This is a genomic window from Noviherbaspirillum sp. (assembly GCF_035627455.1).
GTDB lineage: Bacteria > Pseudomonadota > Gammaproteobacteria > Burkholderiales > Burkholderiaceae_D > Noviherbaspirillum.
Genome location: NZ_DASPLS010000084.1, coordinates 26,654 through 42,996 on the forward strand (window position 1 = coordinate 26,654; position 16,343 = coordinate 42,996).

12 protein-coding genes are annotated in these 16,343 nt (G+C 66.8%); 10 read left to right on the forward strand and 2 right to left on the reverse strand.

Annotated elements, in window-relative coordinates:
* Complete coding sequence (locus VEC01_RS16000) at positions 1-990, forward strand: succinylglutamate desuccinylase (RefSeq protein WP_324901903.1); 990 nt, start codon at positions 1-3, stop codon at positions 988-990.
* A gap of 21 nt (positions 991-1,011) precedes the next feature.
* On the opposite strand, the gene VEC01_RS16005 is transcribed toward VEC01_RS16000, so the two are convergent.
* Both VEC01_RS16005 and VEC01_RS16010 read right to left on the reverse strand, forming a co-directional pair.
* On the reverse strand, positions 1,012-1,398 hold the full coding sequence (locus VEC01_RS16005; protein WP_324901904.1) for a response regulator: 387 nt from the start codon (positions 1,396-1,398) through the stop codon (positions 1,012-1,014).
* A 9-nt stretch (positions 1,399-1,407) separates the two neighbouring features.
* Entirely contained in the window at positions 1,408-2,313 is a 906-nt protein-coding gene (locus VEC01_RS16010; RefSeq protein ID WP_324901905.1) for a response regulator, read from the reverse strand.
* Positions 2,314-2,677: 364 nt separating this feature from the next.
* Between VEC01_RS16010 and VEC01_RS16015 the strand changes: the two genes are divergently transcribed.
* From VEC01_RS16015 to VEC01_RS16055, 9 genes are all read left to right on the forward strand, one after another.
* Positions 2,678-6,925, forward strand: a complete 4,248-nt coding sequence (locus tag VEC01_RS16015; RefSeq protein WP_324901906.1) for a hypothetical protein — start codon at positions 2,678-2,680, stop codon at positions 6,923-6,925.
* A 229-nt stretch (positions 6,926-7,154) separates the two neighbouring features.
* On the forward strand, positions 7,155-8,297 hold the full coding sequence (locus VEC01_RS16020) for a tetratricopeptide repeat protein (protein WP_414691463.1): 1,143 nt from the start codon (positions 7,155-7,157) through the stop codon (positions 8,295-8,297).
* Positions 8,297-9,574 carry a L,D-transpeptidase family protein gene (locus tag VEC01_RS16025; RefSeq protein WP_324901908.1) on the forward strand — a complete coding sequence of 426 codons (1,278 nt, stop codon included), beginning with the start codon at positions 8,297-8,299 and terminating at the stop codon, positions 9,572-9,574. The genes VEC01_RS16020 and VEC01_RS16025 overlap by 1 nt, the downstream gene beginning before the upstream one ends.
* A 452-nt stretch (positions 9,575-10,026) precedes the next feature.
* The gene (locus VEC01_RS16030; protein ID WP_324901909.1) at positions 10,027-11,166 is read left to right on the forward strand and encodes a hypothetical protein; all 1,140 of its coding nucleotides are present in this window, start codon (positions 10,027-10,029) and stop codon (positions 11,164-11,166) included.
* A 538-nt stretch (positions 11,167-11,704) separates the two neighbouring features.
* Positions 11,705-11,959, forward strand: coding sequence for an AbrB/MazE/SpoVT family DNA-binding domain-containing protein (locus VEC01_RS16035; RefSeq protein WP_324901910.1), 255 nt, complete (start codon positions 11,705-11,707; stop codon positions 11,957-11,959).
* Complete coding sequence (locus VEC01_RS16040) at positions 11,953-12,273, forward strand: type II toxin-antitoxin system PemK/MazF family toxin (protein ID WP_324901911.1); 321 nt, start codon at positions 11,953-11,955, stop codon at positions 12,271-12,273. Before VEC01_RS16035 ends, VEC01_RS16040 begins: the two co-directional genes overlap by 7 nt.
* Positions 12,274-12,290: 17 nt before the next feature.
* Positions 12,291-12,605, forward strand: coding sequence for a flagellar transcriptional regulator FlhD (gene flhD, locus VEC01_RS16045; protein WP_324901912.1), 315 nt, complete (start codon positions 12,291-12,293; stop codon positions 12,603-12,605).
* Between the two features lie 143 nt (positions 12,606-12,748).
* Complete coding sequence (locus VEC01_RS16050; protein ID WP_324901913.1) at positions 12,749-13,783, forward strand: hypothetical protein; 1,035 nt, start codon at positions 12,749-12,751, stop codon at positions 13,781-13,783.
* A gap of 345 nt (positions 13,784-14,128) precedes the next feature.
* Positions 14,129-16,327, forward strand: coding sequence for a tetratricopeptide repeat protein (locus VEC01_RS16055; RefSeq protein ID WP_324901914.1), 2,199 nt, complete (start codon positions 14,129-14,131; stop codon positions 16,325-16,327).
* Positions 16,328-16,343 lie beyond the last annotated feature (16 nt).

Below are 16,343 nucleotides of genomic sequence, written 5' to 3' on the forward strand. Positions count from 1 at the left end.
ATGGAAACCAGGGTATCGGAACAGGTGCGTGCGCTGGCCGAAGGCGACTTCACGCATATCGCCGACCGCTTCGCGAATGCCGGCTTCCGGGTGCGCCTGCCAGCGCGCGGCATCCTGCAGCTATCATCCTCCGGGCACATGCTGCGCCGCCCGGCGCTGCTGCTGTCGGTCGGCGTGCACGGCGACGAGACCGCGCCGATCGAGATGCTGGCCGGCCTGCTGGATGCGCTGGCCGCGCAGCCGCACGCGCTCGCCGTGGACCTGATGGTAGTGGTAGGAAACATTGCGGCGATCGCGCAGGGCAGGCGTTTCATCGATGCCGACCTGAACCGCATGTTCCGGGAGGCGCGCGGCGACCTGCAGTCGGCGGCCGAAGCAGCGCGTGCGGACACGATCATGCGCGCGACCGCCGGCTTCTTTGCGGCGCCGGATGCGGACAAGTGGCATCTCGATCTGCATACCGCGATCCGCGCCTCGCGCTATCCGGCGTTTGCCGTCGTGCCGGAGGCCGTTGCCGGGCCGCGGCGGGACGCCTTGCTCGGCTTCCTCGGCCGCGCGGGGATCGAGGCCGCCATCCTCAGTCCGGCTTCGGCCGGCACCTACAGCGCCCATACCGCACAGATGTTCGGCGCGACCAGCGCCACTGTGGAGCTGGGACAGGTCGGTATGCTCGGCGCCAACGACCTGGACCGGTTCGACGCAGCGCGCCACGCGATCGACGCCTTCCTGCGCACCGTGCGCGTGCCCGCCGGGACCGCACCCGCCGTGTTCAGGGTGGCGCAGGAACTGGTCAAGCGCAGCGACGCGTTCCGCATGGCCTTCGGCCGCGATACGGAGAATTTCACGGCTATGGCGCCGGGCAGCCTGATCGCGGAAGACGGCGACCTGGCTTACCGCGTCGGCGCGCAGACCGAGTATGTGGTGTTCCCGAATCCGGACGTGCGCCCGGGGCTGCGGGCGGGATTGATGGTGGTGCGCGAAGACGGCTGATCCGGCGCGCGCCCGCGGAGGTCAGCGCTTCTGCTTCATGCAGTGAGCGATCGCCTCGCCCACCTTCATCGCGTTGAAGGGCTTGACGACGAAACCGCTCACGCCGGCCTGCAGCGCGCGCTGCACGTTGTCCATCGTCGCCAGCCCGGTCACCATGATCACGCTGACGGCGGGCGAGTTCAGGCGTATGCGCTGGGCTGCCGCATGGCCGTCCAGCCGCGGCATATTGATGTCGATGAAGGCGATATGCGGACGGTGCGCCGCGCACAGTTCCACCGCGCGTTCGCCGTCCTGCGCTTCGGCGACAACCTGGCAGCCGTGTTCGCGCAACAGCAGGCGCAGGGCGGCGCGGGTGGTGGCGTCGTCGTCGGCGATGAGGGTGGTCAGTTCCTTCCGGGTCGCTCCCATGTCCGCCTCTCAGGATCCAAGCAGCGCTTGCAGCTTGCCGCAGATGCGGTGGAATTCCGCCTCGATCGCCTCCAGGCGTGCCTCGGCGCCGTCGAGCATGCCTGCCTTGGCGCGCGACTCCAGCTCTTTGCACAACGCGCACAAGCCGGTTGCGCCGATCGAGGCGCTGCTGCCGCCGAACGCGTGCGCGACCTTGGCCGCATACGCGCCATCGCCGGCGGCGCATGCGCCGCGCAGCGCCGCCAGGCGCGGAGGCCCGTCTTTCCGGTAAAGCGCCGCGAGTTCGCCGAAGTCGGGGCCGAACATCTCGTGGATCGCTTCGAGCTCATCCTCGCAGGACGCGGGTTCGTCTGCGGGCGCGGCCGGCGCCGCGGCGGGAAGCCAGCGCGCCAGCATGTCGCCGAGCATCTGGGGCCGGATCGGCTTGGACAGGAAATCGTCCATGCCGGCGGCCAGGCATTGTTCCCGTTCGCCCTGGCCGGTGCTTGCCGTCAATGCGATGATCGGGACCCCTCGCCGGCCTTCGAAAGCGCGGATGCGCCGGGTTGCCTCGAAGCCATCCAGTTCCGGCATCTCGCAATCCATCAGCACCAGCTCGCACGGGCGCGCGGTCTGCAGCGCGACCGCCTGCACGCCGTTTGCCGCGACCTCGCAGCGGCACCCAAGCTTCTCGAGAAGGCGGACGGCGACTTCCTGGTTCACCGGATTGTCGTCGGCCACCAGGATGCGCCGCCCTGCGAACGGCGGCGCCTGCTCCGCCTGCGGTTGCGCGGCGGGCGTGCCGCCCGCGCCGCCGCTGCCGCCGGTACCGCCGGCCATCGCCCGCAAGCGGCTGACGCCGGCCAGCAGGGAACCGGCCGCGAGGACGGCATTCTGTGCCGGCGCCATCGCACCCGGCTTTTTTTGTATGTGCATGAGTCTCTCCCTCGGATCTGCTTTTCCGGCAATCCTTGCGCCGCGCCGCTGGGCGGATCATACCTGCCGCCTTCTCTCTTTGCCGCATACTCTTATGCGTTGTACGGTTTTTGCGTGCCGGACGCCCCGGCGCGCCGAAACGGATCGCGACGAGTGTTAATGAAACGCTAATTCCCGCCTTGCTTCCACCCCATGAACATGGGATTCCTGCAAATTTCCCTGATGTTTCAAGGAAATAGCTGCCAAATCCCTTTCTTTTCGGGAGGCTGAACCGCAGCGCGGCCCGCAATAATGCAGGATAAGAAATTCCGGCCCGTCCAGCGGCGCCGCAGCAGCCGGAATCGCTCATCCAGCGGGAGCACACATGGAAACAAATCAGGCGATGAAAAAGAACCTCGGACTTCAGGCAACAGCCCTTGAGGACGAAGATGCCGACGGCATGGGCAGCCCGTCTCCCGCCGGCCGTTCCGGCGCCGTCGACCTGAAAGCCATCCGCGAAGCGATCGCTCGCGTCGAAGCCGAGGCCAAGGCCACCGTCGCCGCCGAGAACCGCGCGCATGCGGAAGCCCGTGCCCGTACCCTCGCCGAAGAGCGCGCCCGCATCGAGGCGGCCGCCGCCGCCGAGGCGTATCAAAGCGCCAGAGCAGCCGAGGAAGCGATCGAAGCCAGCCGCGCCCGTCTGGAAGCCGAACGCCAGGCGCGCGAAGCCGCCGAAGCGCGCGCCGCCGCCGTCAAGAAGGAAATCACCGAACTGCGCGCCCGCGCCGAAGCGGAAGCGGAAGCCCGCCGCATCGCCGAGGAACGCGCCCGCACCGAGGCCGAAGCGCGCCAGCGCGCCGCGGAGCAGATCGCCGCCGAAACCGAGCTGACCGCGCGCGCCTCCGCCGCGGTCGAAGAGCTCGCGCAGGAAACCGAACTGGCACGCTGGCAGGCCGCGCAACGCGTCGCCGCCACCGAGGCCGCGCGCCAGGAAGCCGAAGCCCGCGCCCGCGCCGACGCCCGCATCGCGGAACTGGCGCGCGAGCAGGAGCGCCGCGAGAAGGAAGCGCGCGTGTCCGCCGAAATGCTGGCCAAGGCACGCGCCGAGGCACTGGAAATTGCGCGTGAGCGCGAGCGCGCCGAGGAAATGGCGCTCAAGGCGACGCTCAGCCGCGCGCCGGTCGAAGTCCGGGCCCGCGAAGAAGCGCGCGCCCGCGCCGTCACCGAACAGGAACAGGAAGCCGCCGCCCAGTCGCGTATCGACATGGAGCGCAAGGCCGCGCAGGCGTTGCAGATCCGTTTGCAGGCGGAAGCGGACATGCGCGAAGCGGCGACGCGCCGCGAATACGCGGAATCCGTCGCCGCCGCTGCCGCGCAGGCGCGGCGCGAAGCGGAAGACCGCATCCGCATCGCCACCGAAGCGCGCATCAAGACCGAACGCGAGCTGCAGGAAATGGCGCTGGCGCGCATCGAAGCCGAGCACAAGGCCGACCTCGAGGCGCGCGCCCGCGCCGCCGCCGAAGAACGCGCCTCCCGGGAAGCACGCGAGCGCGCCGAAGCCGAGCAGCACATCGCCGCCACGGCCAGGGCACGCGCGGAAGAGGAAGAGCGCGCCCGCCTGCTCGCGGAAAAGCGCGTCGAGGTCGAACGCGCCGCCGCCAAGGTCGCCGCCGACCGCGCCGCCGCCGAACAGGAAGCATATCAGCGCGCCGCCGAACATGCCGAACTGCAGCGCCAGTCGGCTGAACTTGCCGCTGCCAAGGCGCGCGAAGCCGCTGAAGCCGCCCGCGTCGAGCGCGAGCGCGCGGAGGCCGAACAGCAGGCCGTCGCCGCGCTGCAGGAAAAGATCCGGGCCGAAGAGGCCGCGATCGCCGAAGCGAAGGCGCGCGCCGACGCGGAGCAGCAGCACACCAGCCTGCTGCGCGAACAGGAGCAGGCAGAGCATGTGGCGCGCATCGCCAAGGAACAGGAATGCGAAGCGGCCAGGCTGGCGCTGGCAAAGGCGATGGAGCGCGCCGATGCGCAGCGCGAAGCCGCGCAGGCCGCGCTGGTGAAAGCACGCGAAGCGGTCGAGCTGGCGCGCCTGGAGCGCCAGCGCGCCAAGGATGAACAGCAGGCGCTGGAAGCGCTGCAGCAGAAGGTCCAGCTGGAACGCCAGCGCGCCGAGGTGGCGCAGCAGGCGCTGAAGGCGGCTCAGGAAAAGCTCGCTGCCGAACAGGCAGCGCACGCCGAAACGCAGGCCCGCCTGCGCGCAGAACAGGAACAGACCGCCGCGCTGCGCGAGCGGGAAGAAGCCGACCGCGCCCTGCGCGCCGCCCGTGAAGCGGAAGCCACCGCGGAAAAGCATGCCGCGGCGCAAACCCGCGCTGCCGCCGAGCTGCAGCGCAAGGCAGCACAGGCGGCATTGCTGAAGGCGCGCGAAGCGACCGAGCTGGCCCGGGCGCAACGCGAACGCGCGGAAGCCGAGCAGCACGCGCTGCTGGCGGAGCAGGACCGGCGCCAGGCGGAAGAAGCCGCGCGCAGTGAAGCCGAAGCACGCGCGCGCGGCGAGGAAGGCCATGCGGAACTGCTGCGCGCACGCCGGCAGGAAGAGCTGGAAATCCGGCGCGCGATCGAAGCAAAGTGCGCCGCGGAAAAGGAACAGCTCGAACAGGCCGAAAAGCGCGCCGAGATGGAGCGCCAGGCAGCCGAGGCCGCCGAGGCGAAGGCGCGTGAAGCGGCCGAGCTGGCGCGTACCCAGCAGGAGCGCGCGCTGGCCGAGCAGCAGGCGCTGGACGCGATCCAGAAGAAGCGCGCATCGGAAGAGGCGGCCCGCGGCTATGCCGCCGAACGCGCCCGCATCGAGGCCGAGTATGCGGAAACCATGCGCGCGCGCGAACTCGCCGAGCAGGCGGAGCGCGACGCGGTGCTGGCCAGGCAGGAAGCAGAAGCGCTGCAGCGCGAATCCGCGGAGAAGCGGGCCGAGGCGGCACGCCAGGCTGCCGCAGCGGCCGAAGCGAAGGCGCGCGAAGCAAGCGAACTGGCACGCGTCGAGCAGGAACGGGCGCTGGCCGAGCAGCAGGCGCTGGAAGCGGTGCAGCAGCATCTCGCGGCGGAGAAGGCGCTGCAGACCGAAGCCGAAGCGCGTAGCATCGCGGAGCGCGAGCAGGCCGAAACCATGCGCGCCCGCGAGGAAGCCGAGCGCATCGTGCGCAAGGCGATCGAAGCGCAGCTCAACACCGAAAAGCAGCTGATGGAGCAGGCGGCCGCCCGCGCCGAACTGGAGCGCAAGGCCGCGCTGGTGGCGCTGCGCAAGGTGCGCGACGCGATCGAACTGTCCAAGGCGGAACAGGCGCGCGTGGTCGCCGAACAGCAGGCGCTGGAAACCATCCAGAAGAAGCTCGCTACCGAGAAGCAGATGCGCGCCGAAGCCGAAGCGCGCACCAAGGCCGAGCAGGAGCACGCCAAGACGCTGGCCGCGCGCGAACGGGAAGAGCGCGCCGCGCGCGAGTCTGCCGAAGCGGCATGCGCGGCCGAAAAGGAAATGCTCGAGAAGGCTGCTGAACATGCGGCGCTCCAGCGCAAGACCGCGGAGCTGGCGATCGCGAAGGCGCGCGAAGCCATCGATCTCGCCACCGCGGAACGCCAGCGCGCCAATGCCGAACAGAAGGCGCTGGCTGCGATCCAGGAGAAAATGCGCGTCGAGCGCGAGCGGGCCGAGGCCGAAGAAAAGGCGCGCGCCGCGGCGGAACAGAAGATCGCTGCGGACAAGGCCGCCTGCGCGGATGCGGAAGCGCGCGCGCGCATCGACAGCGAGCTGGTCCAGGTGACGCGCGCACGCGAACAGGCCGAGCGCACCGCGCGCGCGGCCAGCGAAGCGCGGGCGAAGGCCGAGAAGGAATTCCTGGAAAAGGCGGCCGAGCGCGCCGAGTCGCAGCGCATCGCCGCCGAAGCCGCCGAAGCGAAGGCGCGCGAAGCGATCGAGCTGGCGCGCCTGGAAAGCGCGCGCGCCAAGGCCGAACAGGAAGCGCTTGCCGCGATCAAGGAAAAGGTGCACGCCGAGGAAGTCGCGGCTGCCGAGGCCGAGAAGCGCGCCGCCCTCGAACGCGAGGCGGCCGAGCTCGCGGCCAGGCGCATGGCCGCCGAAACCGCGGCCCGCGCGGCGGAGCAGGCACGCGCCGAGGCGGAACGCCGCGCGCTGGAGGCAGCGCGCAGGCAGACGGAATACGCCACGTCCACCGCGGTACAGGCGGATGCGCTGCGCGCCAACAGCGAGCGCGAGCACGCGGAAGCGCAGGCGATCGCGGAAGACCTGCTGGAGCGCATGAAGCAGCGCCAGGCGACGGTCGGCGAATGGCGCACGCGTGCGCAGGCGGTACTGGCCGAGTCGCCGGTCCCGGCGGCAAAGGGCAGCGCGATCAAGCGTCCGCTCGTGGCGCTGCTCGGCGGTGCAGCGTTCGCGGCCGGCATCGCGGTGGCGGCAAGCTTCACGATGCAGGGTGGCCAGCCGTCCGCCGCGTTCGCGCAGGCGTCGATGCCGATCGTGCATGCGCCTGCGGCTACCGCGCCGGCACGGTTGCAAATGTCGTATCAGCTCAGCGCTGTGCCGGCCGCTGCAGGACAGGCAGTGCAGCCGGAATCCGGCAAGGAGTGATCCGGCATTTTCACGGCGATCCTGTCTGCGCGCGGGGCGCCGTTTCCATTTGATTCACCCCGGTTGCGAGGCCGGTACGCGGGGCGCCGCCAAATGGCGTATTTGGGCCAGTGAGGTTAGAATGCACTGGTTTTGAAGGGCAGCGGCAGCGGCGGAAATGCGCGCCGCGGCGCCTGTCGCAAGCCGTGTCCGCAGAGTGGTTTTGCTGCAAGACAAATCAATAACATCCTTGACTTACACATCGCGCCGCATGATCAATTTCCGTTTGCGTCCCGCACTCAGCAGAACCGCAGTGCTGTCCAGCCTGCTCGCTGCATTGTTCGCCACGCCCGCTTTCGCGGACGACTATACCGATGTCACCAAATTCATGCGCGCCGGGCAGTATGCCGAAGCGCTTGCGCGTGCCGACGCATTCCTGAACAAGAATCCGCGCGACGCGCAGATGCGCTTCCTGAAGGGCGTGATCCTGACCGAGCAGAACAAGTCGGCCGAAGCGATCGCGGTCTTTACCAAGCTGACCGAGGATTACCCCGGCCTGCCCGAACCGTACAACAATCTTGCCGTTCTGTATGCCGCGTCCGGCCAGTACGAGAAGGCACGCCTGGCACTGGACGCCGCGATCCGCACCAACCCGAGTTATGCGACTGCCTATGAAAACCTCGGCGACGTGCATGCCAAACTTGCCAGCCAGGCATACGACAAGGCGCTGCAGCTCGACTCCGGCAATTCCGCCGCCAAGTCCAAGCTGACGCTGGTGCGCTCGCTGGTCGGCAGCATGAATGGCGCAAATGCCAAGGCGCCTGCAGCAACCCCTGCGCCGACCGTGGTGGCAAAGGCGCCGGAACCGGCAGCCGCCCCTGCACCCGCGCCCGCGCCCGCGCCCGCACCCGCACCCGCCAAGCCCGCGCCTGCTCCGGCCGCCGCCGCACCTGCGCCTGCTGCTGCGGCTCCTGCCGCCAAGCCGGCGCCCGCGCCGCAGGTGGCCAAGCAGGAATCCAAGCCCGAGCCGAAGCCGGCGCAACAAGACAACGGCGAACGGGATGACGTGCTGAAGGCGGTCAACGGCTGGGCCCGCGCCTGGAGCGCGCAGGACGTGAAGTCTTACCTGAATTACTACGGCGGCGACTTCCAGACCCCGAACGGCGTGCCGCGCAAGGCCTGGGAAGACGACCGCCGCGCGCGCATCGTCGGCAAGGGCAGCATCAGCGTCAAGGTCGAGGCGCCGCAGATCTCGGTCAACGGCAATACCGCCACGGTCAAGTTCCGCCAGGTGTACGTATCCGACCGCCTGACCGCCAACACCCGCAAGACGCTGGTATTGGCCAAGCAGGGCGGCAGGTGGCAGATCAAGCAGGAGATGACGGGTAGCTGATGTTCCGGTTCGACTCTACCGACGGCCGCACGAAGTCCGGTGCCGTGCGCGTTCTGCTTCTCGGCTTGTCCTGCGTGGTCGCGGCGGCAGGCATGGTCGCGCCGGCCGCGGCGGCCGGCAAGAAGCAGGGCGCACGGGCGCAGCAGGAGGCACCGGCAGCGCCGGCGGTCGAGAACAAGCCCGATCCCGAAGTCCTGCTGATCGAGGTCTACAAGGCGCTCGGCGCCAACAACCTGCGCAAGGCGATGGACCGTGCAGACAAGCTGGTCGAGGCCTATCCCAACTTCCGTCTCGGACACCTGATTCGCGGCGACCTGCTGCTGATGCAGACGCAGCCGGTCAAGACGCTCGGCGCGGTCGACGGCCCCGAGGAAAAGCTGCGCAACCTGCGTGAAGAAGCGATGGTGCGCCTGAAGTCGCTGCGCGAGCGTCCCGACCCGGACCTGATTCCGCGTCTGGTGCTGAAGCTGCGCGAAGACCAGAAGCATGTGCTGCTGGTGGATGCCCGCCGTTCGCGCCTGTATGTGTACGCGAACCAGGGCGGGCAGCTGAAGTTCGTCACCGACTACTACATCAGCCAGGGCAAGCTCGGCATCAACAAGGTAAAGGAAGGCGACCAGAAGACGCCGGTCGGCGTGTATTACATCACGAGTCACCTGCCCGGCGCGCGGCTGCCGGATTTCTACGGCTCGGGCGCGCTGCCGATCAACTATCCGAACGAATGGGACAAGATCAACGGCCGCAGCGGTTCGGGAATCTGGCTGCACGGCACGCCCTCGGACAGCTTTTCCCGTCCGCCGCTGTCTTCCGACGGCTGCGTGGTGTTGACCAATCCCGACCTGCACAAGCTCGCGACCTCGGTCGAGATCGGGAAGACGCCGGTGCTGATTGCGGAGAGCATCGACTTCGTGAACAAGACGAAGTGGGACAACGACCGTGGCCTGGCGAACCGCCTGGTCGACGGCTGGCGGCGCGATATCGAAAGCCTGGAGCCGGCGCGGGTCATGCAGAACTACTCGAGCCGCTTCCGCTCGGACCGCGGCGAAGGGCCGGATACCTGGCTGGCCAAGCATCAGCAATTCATGAGTGGCGTGAAGTCCCTGTCGGTCACCCTGCGCGACATGACGCATTTCTTTTACCCAGGCCGCGAAGACATGATCGTGTCCACCTTCACCCAGGAGTCGACGTTCGGCAAGAGCAAGACGTCGATCCGCAAGCGCCAGTACTGGGCCAGGGAAGGGGCGCAGTGGAAGATCGTGTATGAGCTGAACCTGTAGCTTTCTTCTGTTTCCTGTTGAAGCGGCTGCCCCTGTCGGCAGCCTTTTTTTTTGACTTGCTGCAATACCCGCCAGAGGGAAATATTGCGGCGGACGCAGGCTGGCGCACGCGCATGATTCGGATCAATCGTCGTTCGGCTTTTGCGCGGCGGGCGTTGTGAAAGCGCCCTGCGCGCGCCTATTCTGTTGAACTAAGTTCATCTGCCGAAGGTCATTTATTTGCGCAGGCAACTGGATCGTCTGGCAATACCATCATGCATTGCCCATATTGCAGTACGCCCCACTCGGGGATTGGGATGAAGTGTGCAACATGCAACAACGCGCTTCCAGCGGCTGGTTCGCGACCTGCGGACGCCGGTTTCGCAAATGCGCAGCGTGCCGTGCCGGCAAACCTCTCGTATCTGCAGGCAGGTATGCGAACGCACCGGGAAATCTTGAGGAGGAAACGCTTCTTGACTGGTTCCACTTCAGCCCATCCGCACTCGTCCGGTACTGGCAGGCCGGCACCCGCTGCCGCACAGACGGAACCGAATCCATGGCGCGCCGCGGAAAAGCAGGCGCCGCAATCGCGCGATCAGGAACGCGTCGAGCCCAGGCTCGACAGCAAATACCTTCCGCCTGGCGGGGGCGCTTATTACGACCGGCTGCAGGCAGGCCATGACGGCTACCGCGGCGCAGCCCGTAGTCTCTGGCGCAATGTCGGCATGATGCTGAGCGTGTTCGCGATCGGCGCAGGCGTCGGCCTCGGCGCGGCATGGTGGATGCATGCGCCGCGGTCCGGCGGCGTACCCGAATCGGTGCAATCGTTTACACCTGCGCGCCAGCTGCCGAAGTATTCGGAGGCTGGACGGCCGACGCCGCTGCGCGGCATCAGCCCGAGTGAATTGCCTTACGACGGCGCCGCGCCGCCGGTAGAGGAGGCGGAAGCGCCGGTGCTGCCCAGCCCCGGCGTCGCGCCCGACAGCACTGCAAGCCTCTCGTCCGGCAACAGCTCCGCCGAGCCGGAAACCAACGACGCGGTACGCCCGCCGCAGGCCCAGGCGGTTCGCCAACGAGCGCAGGAGGCGGAGCCTGCATCCTTGTCTGCCGCGCGGGGGCAGCAGGACGTGCCGGTGAACCCGCCCGTCAGCCGGGATGTGCAGGCGAGGCAGGACAAGCCCGCAACGCAGGATGCGCGCGAGCAGGCCGAAACGGGCGGCGAGGCGCAGCAGGCCGCCGCGCAGGCTGCACGCAAGGCCGAGCCGGCAGTCAGCACCGCAGCTACCAAGCGCCGCACTCCCGCACGCCAGACCGACCGCGAGATCGAACGCATCCGCCGACAGGTCGATGAGGAGCTAAAAAAAAAGTCTGACAGCGGACGCAGTCTAGGCAACACGGCGAGCGCGACCCAGGGCGCAACCAAGACCCAGGCCGGGCGCCAGGTCGTGACGACGGTATCGCGGCCGGGCGCGTCGCTGACCGCCGCCATGCTCCAGCAATGCAGCAAGTCATCCAGTTTCATTCAAAGGGAAATCTGCAAGTGGCGCGTGTGCAACGGCAAATGGGGCGCGAATGGCTGCCCGTCGTATCAGGCGCAGACCGTTTCCCACTAAGCCCCCCTGTCTCCAGGAGCGTTGCCCGGCAATCGGCAAAGGCATTCCCGGCGAGGCAACCTTAGTTATTCCAGGCAGCGCGGCTTGCTGCCGCCTCCTCCAAGCCGCGGTGCCGTTTCCGCCATCCTTCAGGTCCGGCCCGGTCTGCCGCGAGCGGGCCCGTCCTTCGCCGCTGCGTCCGCCCCGATCGCTTTCGTCGTCTCGTTCGCCGTCCGGTTCGCCGCGCCCTCCTGCCCGGTATCGCTTGTCATAAAGACATTTATACGGCGGACGCTTTGCGTTTTCTTCCGCGCCGCCAGGCGCTTCCCTCCTTTCCCGTCATGCCATTTGCCGCGGCCGCATCGTGCCACCGGCTTCCTTCGCGCGGCTTCTTCGAGTGTTCTCTCAAGATTACTTTCAGCACTACATGAACTACGTTTTACCAAAGTTCTTACGGCGTTATTACCTACGATGCATTGTTCCAACATTGTTCAAATTAAAATTTTCCAAGAAACAATTTTGTAGTACTATGTTCGAACATTCTGTTAAAGGAATTTCTATGAAGACTGCCATCCGCAAGATGGGTAACTCGCAGGGGGTTCTGATCCCCAAGCCGTTCTTGTTACAGACCGGTCTTGATCTGGGCGAGGTCGAAATCCAGGTGGAGGAGGACGCCATCGTGATTCGCAAGCCGAAGCGCAAGTCGCGCGAAGGCTGGGCCCAGGCATGCAAGAAGCTTGCGGAAAGGACAACCGAGCAGCCGATCGCGTGGCCGCTCATTCCCAACAATGCGGATGCAGATTTTTCATGGTGATGCGTGCCGATATCTGGCTGATCGACTTTGACAAGCCGGTCGGCAGCGTGACGCAGCAGCGGCGGCCGTGTGTCGTGGTCTCGCCCGAGGAGATGGACGAGTACCTGAGCACGCTGATCGTCGCGCCGATGAGCACGCACGAATTGCCCGCGCCGTTCCGGATACCGGTGCGGTTCATGGGCAAGGAAGGACTGATCCTGCTGGATCAGATTTGTACGATGGAGAAGTCGCGGTTGATAAGAAAGCTCGGATCCGTCGAAGAAGAAACGATGGCCAAGGCTCTGGATGTTCTACAGGAAGTTTTTGCTTACTAAGATAAGGACCGAATCAAATGACCAATGACTATTTGTCTGAAATCCGCGATGTCAATCTCAGCTACCTGATGATTGCGCAGCAGATGATCCGTCACGACCGGGCAGAGGCGATTTTCCGCCTGGGCATCAGCGGCGAGATTGCCGACCTGCTGGCCGGCATGAGCAACGCGCAGGTGCTGAAGCTGGCAAGCTGCAATGTGATGCTCTCGCGTTTCCGTTTCACCGATACCGAGATCCTGTCGACCCTGTTGCGCGACAAGGCGGGCAACATCGCCGCGCCGGTGCACGCGTCGATCATCATGGCGTCGCAGGCTCCCGAAGCGATTCTCTGAGCCGGTTGATGCCGTGATGTCTTTCGCAACCTTCCATGTCGCCCTCCGCAAGCGGAGCAAGGCGTTGTCGGCGGCACCCGCGCGCAGCGGTTCTGCAAGAGCAGAACCGCGGTGCCCGCGTGCTGTGACGGAGGCTGCATAACATGCACGCACTCGACCTGCGGGACAACGCGCTGCAGTGGGAATCCGAACGGCAGAACCGCATCCACCAGGACGCGCTCGAACAGAAGAAGAAACAGATGCGGCTGGAAGCCGTGCGCCGCGACGCCCCGGCGGAACGCGCGCCGGCCGCGCCGCCGCTTCCGCTCGAAGAGTTGATCGACAAGGTGTACCGCATCCCGGACATGCGTTCCGCATTGATGCCGCTCGACGACGACGCGGAAACCTGGAGCAAGCCCTTCTCGCTGGCCAAGGCCGACATGGAGCCTTGGCTTTCTTTTTACAAGGGCTACCGGCAATCGCGCCTGTTTCTCGAAGGGGCGGGCGCCGTTGCGGAAAGCGGCATGCCGGCGCTTGATTTCCCGGTGCAGGCGCTGCTCGAACTGCGGCAGGTCAATGTACGGCTGATTGTCGAGCCCCCGGTGCAGATCAACGGGCAGGTCGAGTACCTCGACGTCGAGGGTGAGCTCGCCAACAGCAACGATCCGGCGCATGTGCGTGCGCTGCTGCGCACCGCCGTGCTCGCGCACGACCAGCAGCTTGGCGTCGCCGTCGAGAAGGGCCGCGCGATGGGCGATCTGCTGCATGATGCGCTGCTGGGCGAAGGACATGTCCACCTCATCAAGGCCTGGGAACGGGTGTACCGGCGCAAGCCGACGGTGGAAGAGCTGCACCGCATGCTGACGACCGGCAGGACGCAGCCGCCAGTCGAGAAAAAAGCCGCCGCAAACGAAATCAGGCAAAGGCCGGCCCCGACGACGCCGCCGGCAATCGAGCCGCGGCCGCGTCCCGCACCGCCGCAGGCAGCGGTTGCGGCGCCTGCATCGCCGCGAAAACAGCCGGCGCCCTTGCCGCAGCCGGTCATTCCCGAACTCGACGATGACGACGATGACGAGGCGATCGTCACGCTTGGCAAGGCAGCCGGCAAGCCGGCGCAGCGCGGACGGCGCATTGCCTGGCATCTGGCCCATGCGGCGCTCGGCTGCGCGGCGCTCGCCGCTTACCTCTTCCTGTACTGACAGTACCGCCGCATCCCGTTTCGAGCTGGCGAAGCGACTTCCTCCAGGGATTTGCGCCAAGCGGCCTGACTGCAATGGAACTGCGGTGGCAAACTGAACCGGCACCGCCGCGCCATATCTTTCCTCCGGCTTCGGCGCCACCGGATGCACTCTCCATCCCCGCCGTCGGGCAAGGGTCGTCACGCGCCGCCAAAAGATTAGAGGCCTGCTTCTAAACATGTGCTCACCCCTGTTCCATCAAATCCGTTTCTTCGCAGACATCTACATTTGATGCCACCGCGCACCGCGGGCTGGCGTTCGATCGCGAGTCCGGGGGAGAACAAGCGATTACAGGAGAGGACGAGCATGTCGTACAGCGCCCACCGCTACCACGCGCAGCCGCGCGAGCAGATTGTCAACGCACCGACCGGGTTCAAGGGCGTCGTGCCTTTGATTCCGCTCGCGCAAATCCGGCAGGCAATCCAACTGCACCAGCAAGGCGATCTTGCTGCCGCCGAAGAGATCTACACCCGGGTGTTGAGCAAGCATCCCGCGCAGTTCGAGTGCGTGCACTTCCTCGGCCTGCTGCGGCACCAGCAGGGGCGCACGGAAGAGGGCATCGTGCTGCTGACCCGCGCCATCGCGATCAACAACGCCGAGCCGGCAGCGCATGCCAACCTCGGGCTGCTGCTGCATGCGGCGGGCCGCCATCAGCAGGCGCTCGACAGCTGCAACCGGGCGCTGGCGCTCGATCCGCATTTCGTGATCGCGCTGAACAACCGCGGCAATGCATGGCGCGCGCTCGGCCGGATGCAGGAAGCGCTCGCCGATTATGAAGCGGCGGCCGCGCTGCAGCCGGACTACGCGGATGCGCAAGTCAACTGCGCGCTGCTGCTGCAGTCCGCCGGCCGCGTCGCCGATGCGTTGAAACGCTACGACAAGCTGGTCGCGCTGCGACCGACCGCCGATTTCCATCACGCGCGCGGCTGCATGCAAAGGCTGCTGTTCCTGCTCGACGCGGCTCTCGAAAGCTTTGACAAGGCGCTCCAGTTGCAGCCCGCCCATGCCGATGCCTGGTGCAACAAGGCGTCGACCCACTACCTGATGGGGCAGCAGCAGGCGGCGCTCGACGCGTTCGCGCAGTGTGTCCGGCTCGACCCGCAGTCGGCGGAGGCGCGGTTCAAGCAGTTGATGGCGCAGATTCCCGCAGTGCGCGAACGTGCGGACGACCTGGACAAGACCAGGGAGCGGTTCGCCGGTGCGCTGGCGGCATTCCGGCAATGGATCGATGCGCAGCCCGCGGTGAACCCGCTTGAAGTGGTCGGCACGGCGCAGCCCTTCTATCTGGCATACGAGGAAAGGAACAACCGCGATCTGCTCGCTCCCTATGGCCGGCTGTGCACCGAGCTGATGGCGTCCTGGAGCGCGCAGCACGGCATCGCACACCGGACCGCCCGCCGCTCCGGCGCGGCGAAGATACGCGTCGGCGTGGTCTCCGCGCATTTCATCCACCATCCCGTCTGGACCGCCATCGTCAAGGGCTGGTTCAGCGCGCTCGACCGCGACAGCTTCGAATTGCATGCGTTCGACCTGGGATCGCAGGAAGATGCGCAGACCGCGATGGCGAAGGAAAGCGCGGATTCCTATCATCGCGGCGCCGGCTCGGCGCTCGAATGGGCCAGACGCATCATCGCCGTCGATCCGGATGTGCTGATCTATCCGGAACTCGGCATGGACCAGCTCACGACGCAACTTGCGGCGATGCGGCTGGCGCCACGCCAGGTCGCCACCTGGGGGCACCCGGAAACCAGCGGCATGCCGACCATCGATGCCTACCTGTCCGCCCGGGCGTTCGAGCATGATGCCGCGCAGGCATGCTATTCGGAACGGCTGATCGCCTTGCCCAACCTCGGCTGCTATTACGATCCGCCCGAGGTTGCGCCAGCGGAGGTCGACATCGCCGCCCTCGGGGTGCGGCCGGGCGCACCGCTGTTCATTTGCGCGGGCAGCCCGTTCAAGTACACGCCGGAGCACGACCATGTGTTCGTCGATATCGCGAGAAAGGTTGCCGGAGCGCAGTTCCTGTTCTTCACGAACCCGCGCCTGTCCGCGCTGAGCGAGAAATACCGGCACCGCATCGCATCGGCATTCGCCGACGCCGGCCTCGACCCGGCACGGCACATGCTGGCCATTCCCTGGCAAGCGCCTGCCCGCTTCTACGGCATCATGCGCCAAGCCCATGTTTTCCTCGATACCATCGGCTTTTCCGGCTTCAATACCGCGATGCAGGCAGTCGAATGCGGGCTGCCGATCGTTACCGTGGAGGGCAGCTTCATGCGCGGCCGTTTCGCCAGCGCGATCCTGAAGCGCATCGGCCTGGATGAGCTGGTTCATTCGGGCAGCGCCGAATATGTCGCAACAGCAGTTCGGGTCGCGACCGACGAGGATTACCGCCGCCGCCTGCGGTCTGTGCTCGTCGCGCGCCGCGCCATCCTGTACCGCGATACGGTGTCCATCCGCGGGTTCGAGCATGCGTTGCGGATGCTGTGCGCGAACCTTCCCTGACAGGCCGCGTAGCGCT

What these genes read in the sequence shown, in the direction of transcription:
- VEC01_RS16000 (WP_324901903.1), top strand. Translation starts at nt 1, where the DNA reads ATGGAAACCAGGGTATCGGAACAGGTGCGTGCGCTGGCCGAAGGCGAC.
- VEC01_RS16005 (WP_324901904.1), bottom strand. Translation starts at nt 1,398, where the DNA reads ATGGGAGCGACCCGGAAGGAACTGACCACCCTCATCGCCGACGACGAC.
- VEC01_RS16010 (WP_324901905.1), bottom strand. Translation starts at nt 2,313, where the DNA reads ATGCACATACAAAAAAAGCCGGGTGCGATGGCGCCGGCACAGAATGCC.
- VEC01_RS16015 (WP_324901906.1), top strand. Translation starts at nt 2,678, where the DNA reads ATGGAAACAAATCAGGCGATGAAAAAGAACCTCGGACTTCAGGCAACA.
- VEC01_RS16025 (WP_324901908.1), top strand. Translation starts at nt 8,297, where the DNA reads ATGTTCCGGTTCGACTCTACCGACGGCCGCACGAAGTCCGGTGCCGTG.
- VEC01_RS16035 (WP_324901910.1), top strand. Translation starts at nt 11,705, where the DNA reads ATGAAGACTGCCATCCGCAAGATGGGTAACTCGCAGGGGGTTCTGATC.
- VEC01_RS16040 (WP_324901911.1), top strand. Translation starts at nt 11,953, where the DNA reads ATGGTGATGCGTGCCGATATCTGGCTGATCGACTTTGACAAGCCGGTC.
- flhD (WP_324901912.1), top strand. Translation starts at nt 12,291, where the DNA reads ATGACCAATGACTATTTGTCTGAAATCCGCGATGTCAATCTCAGCTAC.
- VEC01_RS16050 (WP_324901913.1), top strand. Translation starts at nt 12,749, where the DNA reads ATGCACGCACTCGACCTGCGGGACAACGCGCTGCAGTGGGAATCCGAA.
- VEC01_RS16055 (WP_324901914.1), top strand. Translation starts at nt 14,129, where the DNA reads ATGTCGTACAGCGCCCACCGCTACCACGCGCAGCCGCGCGAGCAGATT.